The organism is Marinoscillum sp. (genome assembly GCF_040222955.1).
GTDB lineage: Bacteria > Bacteroidota > Bacteroidia > Cytophagales > Cyclobacteriaceae > Marinoscillum.
The window spans coordinates 554,114-566,674 of the sequence record NZ_JAVKCA010000007.1; the positions used below are offsets into that span (position 1 = coordinate 554,114).

General features: G+C 45.8%; 10 protein-coding genes. 4 read left to right on the forward strand and 6 right to left on the reverse strand.

The window, feature by feature from the left end; translation table 11 throughout:
* Window positions 1-88: 88 nt before the first annotated feature.
* Window positions 89-487, forward strand: a complete 399-nt coding sequence (locus tag RIH33_RS04580; RefSeq protein WP_406653999.1) for a GNAT family N-acetyltransferase — start codon at window positions 89-91, stop codon at window positions 485-487.
* A 29-nt stretch (window positions 488-516) separates the two neighbouring features.
* Here RIH33_RS04580 and RIH33_RS04585 read toward each other — a convergent pair whose 3' ends face one another.
* The gene (locus RIH33_RS04585; protein ID WP_406654000.1) at window positions 517-2,046 is read right to left on the reverse strand and encodes a peptidase; all 1,530 of its coding nucleotides are present in this window, start codon (window positions 2,044-2,046) and stop codon (window positions 517-519) included.
* Between the two features lie 128 nt (window positions 2,047-2,174).
* On the reverse strand, window positions 2,175-6,239 hold the full coding sequence (locus tag RIH33_RS04590; protein ID WP_406654002.1) for a T9SS type A sorting domain-containing protein: 4,065 nt from the start codon (window positions 6,237-6,239) through the stop codon (window positions 2,175-2,177).
* A 235-nt stretch (window positions 6,240-6,474) separates the two neighbouring features.
* Here RIH33_RS04590 and RIH33_RS04595 point away from each other — a divergent pair, with 235 nt between their 5' ends.
* Both RIH33_RS04595 and RIH33_RS04600 read left to right on the forward strand, forming a co-directional pair.
* The gene (locus tag RIH33_RS04595) at window positions 6,475-6,939 is read left to right on the forward strand and encodes a nuclear transport factor 2 family protein (protein ID WP_406654003.1); all 465 of its coding nucleotides are present in this window, start codon (window positions 6,475-6,477) and stop codon (window positions 6,937-6,939) included.
* A 12-nt stretch (window positions 6,940-6,951) separates the two neighbouring features.
* Entirely contained in the window at window positions 6,952-7,401 is a 450-nt protein-coding gene (locus tag RIH33_RS04600; RefSeq protein ID WP_406654005.1) for a DinB family protein, read from the forward strand.
* 1 nt (window position 7,402) lies between these two features.
* Here the strand turns inward: RIH33_RS04600 and RIH33_RS04605 are convergent, their stop codons facing one another.
* Entirely contained in the window at window positions 7,403-9,712 is a 2,310-nt protein-coding gene (locus RIH33_RS04605) for an acyl-CoA dehydrogenase (RefSeq protein WP_406654006.1), read from the reverse strand.
* A 182-nt stretch (window positions 9,713-9,894) separates the two neighbouring features.
* Between RIH33_RS04605 and RIH33_RS04610 the strand changes: the two genes are divergently transcribed.
* The gene (locus RIH33_RS04610; RefSeq protein ID WP_406654007.1) at window positions 9,895-10,596 is read left to right on the forward strand and encodes a carboxypeptidase-like regulatory domain-containing protein; all 702 of its coding nucleotides are present in this window, start codon (window positions 9,895-9,897) and stop codon (window positions 10,594-10,596) included.
* Here RIH33_RS04610 and RIH33_RS04615 read toward each other — a convergent pair.
* From RIH33_RS04615 to RIH33_RS04625, 3 genes are read right to left on the reverse strand one after another with little or no spacing between them, the layout of a single operon-like run.
* Window positions 10,583-11,287: a hypothetical protein gene (locus RIH33_RS04615; RefSeq protein ID WP_406654008.1), complete on the reverse strand. Its 705-nt coding sequence runs from the start codon at window positions 11,285-11,287 to the stop codon at window positions 10,583-10,585. The two genes, RIH33_RS04610 and RIH33_RS04615, sit on opposite strands and share 14 nt — an antisense overlap.
* A complete protein-coding gene (locus RIH33_RS04620; RefSeq protein WP_406654010.1) occupies window positions 11,284-12,027 on the reverse strand; it encodes a hypothetical protein in 744 nt (247 codons plus the stop codon). Before RIH33_RS04620 ends, RIH33_RS04615 begins: the two co-directional genes overlap by 4 nt.
* Complete coding sequence (locus RIH33_RS04625; protein WP_406654012.1) at window positions 12,024-12,548, reverse strand: hypothetical protein; 525 nt, start codon at window positions 12,546-12,548, stop codon at window positions 12,024-12,026. Before RIH33_RS04625 ends, RIH33_RS04620 begins: the two co-directional genes overlap by 4 nt.
* Window positions 12,549-12,561 lie beyond the last annotated feature (13 nt).

The following is a 12,561-nucleotide window of genomic DNA, read 5'->3' on the forward strand; positions in this document are numbered from 1 at the left end:
ATTTATTCATGACCCTTTCCGACAAGAGAATTTTCCGCTTTCTTTATGATCAACTCTCCGTCTCCAACGTTTATGCCCAATAAAAGACATGGCTCTTAATTACGAATATGACCGAATACCGGAAATTGATGAAATCATCAAATTATATGCGCAATCAGGCCTACCAAGGCCCATCCAGGACCGAAGCAGAATGGTCGAAATGTATGAAAATTCAGACCTGATTATCACTGCGTGGGATCAAGACAAGTTGGTTGGAATCTGTCGCTGTGTTACTGACTGGGTATGGTGTTGTTATCTCTCAGACCTGGCCGTGAGCCCGGATTATCAGGAATCAGGAATTGGTAGAAAAATGATTGAAATGACCCGGGATAAGGTGAGCCATCAATGTATGATTTTGCTTCTTTCAGTACCAACTGCCATGGACTACTATCCCAAAGTAGGATTCAACAAAGAAAACCGTGCTTTTAGTATCAATAGAGCCGAGTAGTCATCCTCGATGACCTTTAAAAAGCAAAATCACAGATTCTTACTCCAGGCTTCAAAAAGCATTTTCTGACTGGCATCCATCTCCTCCATTTTGGTAACACTGAAACCGGTCTCACCTCTCGTAAGTTTCAGGCCTATTTTAGCCAGATACTCCTCATGTGGTAGCGGATTGGCTTCCAAAATGTACTGATCGAAAAAGTCCCTGATTTCAGGATACGTCATGGCAGTGAGGTCATCAAAAAAAGTCTTTTCTGAAACCGGCTTTCCTTTGCCGTATTGATCAATCAATTTTAGCATGAGTTCACGCAGGCCTGATTGCCCTCCCGAGAGCTCCAGAAGTCTGATGTCCAAAAGACCTGCCACCAAAGAACCACGGAAATAGATATTAGCATATTGTCTTGAGGCCTCGCCACCATTGAATGACTCATCCGACAGTTTTTTCAAGCTCCAGGATTCATCAAAGTACTTCTCATCCACCAAAATCTTATAGGCAATAGCATTCTGCAGATAATCTTCCTCCTGCACTACTCCACCCCTGTAAAGCAGCATATTTGATGCCCATTCAGTCACTCCTTCATACATCCAAAGGTGGACAGAGGGTGTCGGGCTTACGAAATTGAACGATTCTACAATTTCACTGTGGATATTGAGGGGTGTGACAATATGGAAAAACTCATGTGAAGCAATATCCGTCACACTTCTCATATACTCGGGTGTGGGCTCCTTCTCCTCCAGCACATACTCCGAACTGTAAGAGTGCTCCCAGGCACCGGTGGCTCCTATAGGATCTGGTTCGAAAAAATACAGGAACGTGTATCTGTCCACAGGAAGCTTTACCAAAAATTGAAGTGTGGCATCCAGCATATCCGACATACCTGTGAGCAGGCTTTTTGAGTCAAATTTTCCCTGCTGCGAATAGGTATAAATCTCTACGGGAGTATCGGCGATGGTGGTATCCGCAAAAGAAAGCTCACCCATCAAAATCGGAGAATCCACAGCATGATCAAAATTGGAAGCCAAGAAGTAACCATCCTTCCTGGAAAGTGCCGTCCCCACCTTCCAGTTATCTTTTCCTTTGACAGATATTCTCAAGGGGCTTTTTTGGTAACCTTCGAAATACCCCATGATCGTATGTGCGTTGATGAGTGCATGATCTTCCTCTATGGAGGAGCCGCACATTAGGTACACAGGGAAGTCCTCCACCTGCGTATCAAAGGTTTCGGCCATCTGATAGGTGATTTTGGTGAGCTTGTGAGGCTTGTCTATTTCAAATTGATTTACGGACTTTCTGGTCACTGATAGCTCCCTTCCTTTCTTGTCGAAAGCACGAAACGAACTAACAAACCGGCCCAGATTCATGGTCTGATAGGTGCCCGGAGCTGTCGCTGCAAACTGATAGATGTTTGTCGATTTATCTAAAGCTGAGGCTGGTGAAAGAGTCACAAAAAAAGTGTCAAGATTTTGACTAATGTCAATATCATAGGTCATCTCAGGCAAATCCTGAGCCGTCATCAGTGTGCTCATGGCCAGGGCACCACAAAGTATCAGAAGCTTTTTCATTTTGGGGATCATTTATATCTCCAAAGAAACGCAGGGTATCACAAAGAACGACAGAGCTTTTTACTGATGGTTGCAAGTGGTTATAATCGGAAAAAAACTCAGGCTTGAAGAAGATTAGAAAAACCACATCATTTGCTTATGATCAGTTTGTGGGTAGCGTATCCTTCCTGATATTTGACATGGATGATGTACAAACCTCCGTCCAGTTCCGAAACATCGATTTCCCGACTTAAAAAGCCCTCCGGTAATTGCATGACAGATACCCCGGCCAAATCGAATATCTCAAGTCTCAACACATAGTCATCTGATTGTACGGTCAATACATTTTGAGCCGGATTTGGATAGATTCTTAGTTGGTCTCCAATACTCAAAACGTCAACCATTTTTATTTCCGAATACTCATATTTCCCATCAAAATCAACCTGTTTGATTCGGTAATAGGCATTTACCGAAAGGGGTTGCTGGTCTGAGAAGGTGTAATGAACCTTCTCTTTACTGTTCCCCTGCCCGATTACTTTACCCAATTCCTTCCAGTTTTCACCATTCTGGGATCGCTCAATAATGAAGTGACTGTTGCTCAATTCTGATGCTGTCCCCCATTTAACGACCACCTCAGATTGGTTCCTCTTTGCTATGAAATACAGCCAGGTGACAGGCAATGAATTATCTAATGACGAGGATCCATGGGTGATGGGACTAAACGAACTCACCCCGGATGCTACGATAGTACCATCAGTCTCATTTCCGGTCGTGCCGTTATTTCCGTAATTATCCCAACTCGAACCATTCCAATGAGCAACCCGCAGGTCATCCAGTTTCTCTACTTCGCTCTGTGCATCCCAACTTAACGTGACATCCACAGTAGGGCTGCCATTGGTAACATTCAGCGTCCAGTACTCTAAGGCACTTACCCTTTCTAAGCCGGGTTCTCTGGAGTTGATGGGATACGAAGGGTGTGGGCTGGAACCAAAATAGCGCGCTTGGAATCCATCCGTAGCGGTACCAGAAGCCGAGATGCTTATGGGCCTGTATGACCCTCCATCTCCTACCGGAAAAGTAAATGCTGTTCCTCCAATCTTTTCGATCTCTCCATCAATAAAACTGGCATCAGAAACCGAGACTATATAAGATCCGGCATTCATGGTAATAATCTCTGCTCCCTGCTGGGTTACAATCCCATTCTGCAGATCGACCGAATTTTCAATTGTTAAATTATCTGCCAGGATCACACCACTGGCATTATTCACAATCAGGTCGTAGATGAGTGGTGTACTCCCACCGAAATCCAAAACCTGTTGTGCAGACCCATCAAGAATGAGTGATCCATTGCGAAAATCGATCATTCCTGACCCGGTTATCAAAAGGTCACCCTCCAGATCGAAAGTGTAATTACTAGCTGTCAGATCCATCGTATTGGCATCCCCGATATTTAAATCACCACGAATATCTAAATCACCCCCAAGCGCTTTGATCCGCTGAACACCGGAAGCATTCGTTAGTGTGAGATTTGCATAACTACTATTTCCCCCTCCATTCAGTGCTTTGATCACCTGGGCATCATCCTGCCCGGAGGCATAAATAATCTCTGAATTGGCATCAATATTAAAAGAATCATGACCTGTAGGAAATTGAGTAGTAGTACTACTCGTACCAATGGTAAATGAGCTGTTAGCGTCCATTCTGAAAGTTTGGCCTGAAGCTCCGGTTATCTGATAGCCATTATCAAAGAAATCGTTATAGTCATCGATCCGCAACTCACCGTTCACAGTGATAGGCCCCTGTAGCACTTTGGACCTGGAAGCATTCCCGCCTCCAGCCATGAAAATTCTACCATAGGTGATGCCTCCTTCCACATCCTGATCTACCCTGCTCCTATACTCCACGATACTCTGGTTGCTCAGGCTCAGACTCCCAAACCCTATGGGAAATAAAGTGGCCACGGTATTTGATCCAAGTCTTAACCATTCACCGTTTTGAATCGTCAAAGTACCTCCAGCACTCCCGGTAATCTGAAAGCCATCATCCTCCAACCGTCCCCTCTGTATTGTTAAATCGTTATTGATGGTAATATCCGACAACAATGCGATAGCAGAGCTGCCACCACTACTCTGTCTATCAATGGTTAGGTTATAAAACGAACTACTTCCGGCATCCACCTCCTGATCTCCGCTTGAATTTTGACCGTCAAATAAAACTGTACCGGTTCCGGCTGTAAAAGCTCCTCCTGCAGATACTGTCCAATTATTCTGCAGAGAAATGGTATTGCTTCCCGCGCTTAACGTTCCATTGGTAATCGTCAGGTTGGCATCATCTCCATTGATATCCAGATCATCCACAAGCGTCCAGGTACCTCCGGAGAAATCAAACTCGACAGTTCCCATCAACGAGACACCATTGCTGGTAAGGTAATTGGTAGTGGCAGAAGACATGGTAAAAACAATGGTTCCCAGATAGTTTGAAGTCACATCGGCATCCAGAATCAGGTCACCATAGAGGTAAAGCGAGTTGGTGGCCAATCCCTCCCACCTTACAGCCGTATTCACGCCAGACCAATCCATATCCTGTACTTCTGCTAGTGCCAAATCCAAAGTCACAGATGGATCAACCCCGGAAAAGGAATTCGCATCAAAATAAACATTGTCCGCACCTGATGGGATGCATATCCCAGAGGATCCTCCACTGGTTGTCGACCAGTTGCCTTCATCAGACCAGTTGCCAGAGTTTCCTCCAATCCAATACAGACTAGCTGGTGAGTGGCTGCCACTGAATGTGATTCCTGAATTGTTGCCTTTATCAATTCCTGAATTGTCCGTGAAGGAAGCTCCTGACACTGCAATGTCCTGGATCACATTCGCATCCACAGTCTGAACCCCACTAAAGGAAAGATTGGCCTGTACCCCTGGTGTATTAGATTTTATTGTTCTCCAACTGGAACAATCCCCGTTTGAAATCAGGTTTCCTGAAAAAGAGGTTCCACTGCCGGCACTGTTAAACTTGACAATATTAAAATCTCCCATCGTGAGACTTGCCAGGGATACACTCTCAGCACCATTATCAAAAGTAAGGTCAACCGACGAACCACAGGTAATATTGCCCATGGTGTAGGGTGCATCTACACCATCACCCAACGTCAGAACCACATTATCACTTAGATCAACAGTTCCTGATATATTCAAAGACGGACTATTGTCACTGGTATTTGTAAACGAAAGAATAGCGTCTGTGCCTACGGTGAGGTTTCCCGCCACCGTAGTGGCTCTGTCAATTCTGATGGATGAGACCGTGCCCGTCGTAACCACAATATCTCCTCCAATGGTAGCTGTTCGGTCGAAAACCACAGTGGTGCTCCCGGTTAGATTCAAATCACCATCCAGCTCCATATTCTGACTAAATAGAATATCGCTACCAGAGGATCCCTCAATGGTCAAATGTGAATCAAATTCCACCTGATCCTGCCACCTAACTTCTCCATTGGCCCCCAAATCAACGTTCCCCTGAAAAACCGTATAATCACCTCTGAAGTTTCCATCTCCATTGGCCCCCACTATAAAGTCACCCGAAAAAACGTTTCCGTCACCAGCTCCAAATCCACTTCCATTTGGGCCTCTTATGTTATAAGTGCAGTTTGCCGGAAGGGAAATCTCCCCAAAAGTTTTGGCATTGCTGTTGACATTATTGCCTTCTACCGTAAAAGTAACTCCAGCAGTAGAAACGGTGACAGCACCGAAAACCACTCGATCTGTGGTATTTGCAGAGCTTCCTGTGTTGATTTGAATGGTACCCGAAGTATTGGGAAAATAAAAGTCGGGAAGTGATCTCGCGATACTCCCCAGTTCAATCGTAATATTTCCGCTTGAAGAAAAAGTCATATCGCCAGTAACCGTAAAAGTGAGATCATCATCCAATGTGAGATCCCCGGCTATGGTCATATCATTACTCCCTGTAAACGTAGGAGAATTGGTCACACCACTAAAACTGATATTATTTACACTACCTACCTGATCAAGTGTAACTATCTGACCTCCTATGGTAAACGAATTAGCATCAAAAAAAACATCATCACCTGCGCCAGGCACATTGGGATGAAAAGTGCTTCCCCCTGAGGTGGTAGCCCAATGCGCGGAATAGTCACTCCAGTTTCCACCGTCCCCGACCCAATAAAATTGGCCAAATGCAGTAGAGGAAACAATCATAAATAAGACAAAAAAAATTGGTTGGGTTGTCTTCATTGTTTGCTGGAAAATGCAAATTATTCATCAAATTATAACAACGAGGGCCCATATCAAAGAAGAAACTAACGAAATAGCCAAATAGATAAAAACGTCAAATATTTTTGCCCATACCTTATTAATGATTTGAGATAAACCATTATATAATGCGCTCACAAGCAATTGCATTACTTAATGGATTAACTTTCAAACAAAAATCATGAACGTGATCCTCCAATTTTACGAAGCTTTCAGAAAGCTGGATGCAGAAGCCATGGTTGCATGCTATCATCCGGATGTGACTTTTGAAGATCCGGCATTTGGAGTGCTTAAAGGCGTCCATGCCGGTAATATGTGGCGAATGCTTTGCAAGACTCAGACGGGCAAAGATTTTTTGGTGGTATTTTCCGGAATAGAAGAAGACGAGGAGAAAGGAAAAGCCCACTGGGAAGCGCATTACACCTTCAGCCAGACAGGGCGGCGCGTTCACAACATTATCGAAGCCAGTTTCCGCCTAAAGGATGGCAAAATTATACAGCATACTGACCATTTTCCTTTACACCGCTGGGCTCGGCAGGCCATGGGCTTTTCAGGATTCCTCATTGGGTGGAGTGGGTTTTTTAAGAAAAAATTGAATGCTAAAACCACCAGACTGCTGGCTAAATTTGAAGCCAATCTGGATTAAAACTATAGATGTATGAACCAAAGCATACAAAAACTTGAGCGCCTCCTTGCTGAAACAGAGCGCTACATGAGTAGCTGTACTCCGGAGGACCTTTCCAAAAAACCGGCACCCAACAAGTGGTCCAAAAGAGAAATCCTGGGGCATCTGATTGATTCGGCCATCAACAATCTGCAGCGATTTACTGAGATTCAGTATGCTGAGAAACCCTACCTGATCAGAAACTACCGTCAGGACGACCTGGTGCTGGTGAATGACTATCAGCACGCTGAGCTACAGGAATTGCTCACTCTTTGGAAAGCACTCAATCGCCGGATTGGGATCCTGATGGCAGCACAAACTGAATCCACGCTGTCTTATCAAATACAATTCGCAGATTACAGCACTTCGGACCTGAAGTTTCTGATGACCGACTATGTGGAACACATGGAACATCACATTCTCCAGATCAGACGAGTGCATTAAATCATTTGGTGGCAATGGGCGCGGCCAGGCAGCTCTCCGGTATTTCAAAGGCATTGACGAGCGGCACGGCATTTTCTCTTACCTCCAGGCAAAGCTGATTGATCATTTTACGAATCGCCTTGGTCTTCGCTCCTGCCATGTAATCATGTTCCAGGTACCAGCCTTTGTTTTTTTCCATCTGAGACAATGCAAAGAGCTGACACAGCTTCGTCAGGATTGACTTGCAGCCCTCATCTTCGGTCTTTCTCACCTGAGCAATAAATTGCTCCAGAATCAGTCGCTCAATGTACGCAAAGCCCACATTCACCATGTGGTATTGCGTCTGATTAAAAGCATCAAAAGAATCCATGCCATTATCGAGGTGCTTCTTGATGCGTCGGGCCGCCGAAGTGAGTATGTCACGTTCGCGATAGCGAAATGCATTGAGATAAAACTCAAAATCCAGCAAGTGCTCAGGGTCTGTATTGCGCACGGTGATCGGATTCATTTCCGATAGACTCGTTTTAGCCTGTGAGGCCACATAGCTGAGCACCCCAAAAAGGTTAATATCCGAGAACTCCTTTTTAAACTCTGACAAACGGCTTTTGGCCACGAGCTGCATCAGTACAGTATTATCTCCTTCAAACGTAGTGTATACGTCGGTATCATTTTTAAGTCGGTCTATTCGGTTTTCAGACAAATACCCCTTACCCCCGCAAGCCTCTCTACATTCCTGCAGGGCATGGGTCGTTCGCCAGGTGGCAAATGATTTCAGTCCGGCGGCCATCGCTTCTATTTCCTGCATATCCTCTTCGCTTCGATCCAAAAAACGATCGGTGAGGTACTGTAGTGAAAAGTGGATGGCATAGCTTTCTGCCAGCAACGGCATGAGTCTCCGCTGATGAGTTCGGTAATTCAGAATAGGTACTTCTGCCCCATTCTCAGGTCCAAACTGGCGGCGCTTATCTCCGTATCGGATAGCTATGGTCAACCCCGATTTCATGGCGCTAAGACCTGAGCGCGGGATGCCAATTCTGCCTCCCACCAACGTACCCAGCATCGTGAAGAATCGCCTGTTATCACTGGTAATCGGGCTTTTAAAATTCCCGTCAGCGTCGATAGACGCAAACTTGTCCAGCATATTCTCCACTGGTATCACCACCTGGTCAAACCAGATCTTGCCATTGTCTACGCCATTCAGACCCATCTTATGCCCGCAATCCTCTATAAGCACCCCACTAACCGTGTTACCTTCCTCATCCCTTAGTGGCACCACAAAGGCATTCACCCCATAGTCTACCTCATCGATAATCAGTTTGGCAAAAACGGTAGCCATTCGGCCATGCACGGCGGCATTTCCAATATACTCCTTGCCAGCACCATGGTGTGGTGTATTGATCACCAGGGTCTTATTACTATGATGATAGGTGGCAGTGGTCTCTATGCCTTTCACATTAGAGCCATGGCCTGTCTCAGTCATTGCGAAACAGCCCGGAAGCTCCAAAGAACCTACATCCTTGAGGTACCGCTGATGGTGTTTTTCTGTACCTAAAAAGTATACACTCATCCCCCACAGGCCAAACTGCACGCCAAACTTGATGACCATGCTCAGGTCATGATAAGAAAGTGTCTCCATGATGGCAAAGTAACTGGCCATGTCATCCTGCCCACCAAAGGCCTCGGGATAGGCCATACTACCAAATCCCTGGTCCGCCAGGTACTGACACCATTTTAAGACTTGCTCCCGATACTCCGCAGTACTTTCTCCTTTGTAATATTCAAACTCCGGATCGGAGAGTATTGTCTTGACCTTTCTGATCACCACCCTGTTTTTTCCATCCAGCAGTTCACTCATTTTGTCCGGGTCGAAATGAGCCTCTGTTTGCTGTCCCCCAGTCTGGGTAGTTCGCTCCTGTGACCTTAGGTGAAAGGCCGCTTCTCTGGACAGAATCCCCAGTGCCTCTTCAATATCTGTAAGTGGGGCCCTGGCAGCCTCCAAAGTCTTATCATCCTGATTTCTGGCATTCAGCCGGGCAAGCTCAATACCAATATCCACCAAACTACGCTTCATCTGTGGGGTGAGGTCCTGTGACACCCGCCTGATTTCGAAAAGCCATTCTTTCAGCTGACCAGGTGTTGGTGGGTGCTGAGGATCGAGGTGGGAAAGCAAAAAGGTGCGTTCCTTCTGAGTAATCCAGACCTGCTGCTCGATCAGTTCCCTGATCTTCAGAATCTCACTGGGCGTGAGAATGGCATCGGCCCACACCATGTAAAACATAGGAACGAACGAGAAGAGAAATGGGTTTTTCTTTAAATATTCAGATTGAATCATGGGCCTGTCGTTTAAAATCATGAGAAAGTTACATCTGTTCTCATAAAAAGTAACTTCATAATATTTGTTAAAATGGCTGTTGAGCAAAAATGTTTCTGAGGCTTTCTGTGTTTCTTTGTCACGTGAAAAACTGGTTTTTTACCATTTTATTATTCCAAATCACAAGCATATCAGCTCAGCATGTGATTTCAGGTACCGTTCTCAATGAAAGTGAAGAGCCGGTGGGTTTCTGCCATGTGTATAATCAAACCATGGGTCTGGGAAAAGTCAGTGACATCAATGGCAACTTTAAAGTCACTGCCAGAAAAGGAGACACCTTGCTTTTCTCCTATGTTGGATACCAGTCTCTTACCCTTCCTGTCAACTCCGTGCACCTGGTCAATTACCTGAAAGTGACTCTTCCAGAAGACTCCATTTTATTACCTTCCATTACCATCTATGCAGACCCCAACTATCGGGTGCCTTTGAATGTGCATGGCGAGCCCATCATTATCCCGGGGGTGAGTATTACGGAAAAGACTGATGGCATCCAACCCGGTGATGTGGGATTTGGAGCCACCGGTGTAGGTGGTGTGCCAGTGCCGGCAGTCACCATTTACGGCCCCATTACCTACTTCAGTAGGGACGAAAGGGAAAAACGTCAGGCGGTAGAGGCTTACAAAGAAACCCGTGAAACCATCACTTACCAGAAATTCATTGTACAGGACTCGGTAAAGCAGAAGCTTTGTGAACTTTATCAACTCAACAGTGACCAGTATGACCAGGTGATCGTGAGACTCCACAATCAGTTTCCGGGTATTCAAAAACAGTATAATCCCATGGAAATCTGGAACTGGTTACTCATGCATTTCGACCGATCCGCCAATATAATCAGGGATTATTAGCCTGAGGCCTTCTCATGAGCACATAGCCAACCTTCGCAGAAAAAGTAGGCTGAAGTCTGAGCCCCCTTTCATTGTTGAAGAAAAAATCATCCCGAAAGAAATAAGTAACGTTCTCCTCCTGCCGTCTATCCAGAAGCAGGTACATCATGTTCATTCCAATGTCCCCTTCCAGTGTCAGACGTGGACTTACACTTTTGGTGATCCCCAGCCGGAACCCACCTCCATACCGATGTGAGCGGGTCTCTTCATCATAAAACCTCAGGTAATCACATGAGCCTGTCCAGCTGGAGGTGCACCCATAACCTGCTGTCAATCGCTCGTCAACCTTCAGGTACCGATACATGGCATTGACACTAAAGTACCAAAGAGCCTCCTCCGAATTGCCGGGTTGATAATAAAAGCGCAGCTCTTCCCGCACTTTGAACCCCAAATACTCATCCTCTGTGGACTCGTTGTTCCGTACATCGGCTACCATGCCCACTTCCTGAGTGAAGCTCACCCAGGTCCGAAATTGATATTCTAAGGACAACAGCACGGATGGATCTTTGGGATTCACGGCATTGGCGAAATCGCCCTTCAGGATCAATCGATTAGCGGCCAGTGGATGATCCTCCTTTTGACGGTCCTGGTATTGAGCAGAAAGGCTCGTTACCAGGAGCATGAGCAAGCTTACTAGCAGATACTTCATCATTGGATAGGGCTGAATAACTCCAGGTCTTCATCTACACACCCAAACTGGTAAATACCATCATCTCTGGTGATGATCATGGTGTTTTCCAGTGCAATCATATCGTTTGCGGCAATTTCTGTGTAAAAATGAATCAATTCAGGTTGTGCGGGATTCTCCAGACTAAATTGCTTCAGACCACTGCTCCCTTCTGCCACAAAGAGATCGCCCTTAAAAAATGCCAGCCCCCGTGGATTAATCATCTGCTGCTGGTCCACATCAAACGGATTATCCAGGTTCGATACATCGAGTGTTATCAATCTGTTCGCTTCAAACAGCGTGTTATTGCATCCCTCACCTGATCTGGTGGTTACATAGGCGTATTCATCATTGGCGATAACCGGGTCACAAGCTGTGCGGTGTACAAACTCTGAGCGGTAGGTAGGTTTACCCAGGGCATCCACAGTGTAAATTTTCATTCCACTCTGCCCGCCGATAAACAGGTTTCCCTTGAATCCAAAGATTGTTTCTATGCCCGTGCCAATTGGAGTGGAGCTTTGGTACTGCGGATCAGCTACGCTGCTGATATTGATAACCTTCAGATCGGTATTGCTCACGATGTAGAGAAACTCACCATTGATGGCAAAACGAGCGGTAGAACCACCCACACCTGCACCACCTCCATCGATGAAGCCTACATCACCACTTTCATCAGTGCAGGACCAGCAAAGCGATACAACGAGTAATAAAAGCAGCTTTCTCATGGCTTGTAGCATTTAGGTTTTTCAATCATCGTTTGTTCCCAACCGACCACTATCCCTTTGCCTTCTTCCACACACTCAAAATAGACGTTGTTTTGTGCAGGAAACTCAGCCGTAAAGCCAATCACATCCTCCAGCCGCTTCAACACTATCACCGTATCACCCGAAACCTGCAAAGCGAGGAGATCATCGTAATTATCCGCGTAGAGTACTCCGTCCTTCATGGCCATGTCATGGTTACCAGGTATGGTCACGAAAAACTTATTCACCGGTTTTCTGGGATCTGTATTGTCGTAAACGTGCAAGCCCTTGCCTACTTCATTGACCAGAAGGAGGTTACCGTAACTATAGATTTTCCCAGCCGAAACAATATTTCTGGCACTTTCCAGGCCTATAGTCAGCTCGGAGCTATCTGCATATATGGGTCTGAAACCCAAAGTTGATTCCTGATTGAAATCAGGATGGAAGTCGTCCGGGCCACAGGCCAGGACCAGCATCGAAAGGAGTAAAAGTGTGTAGCGCATGATGGGTCAGTGT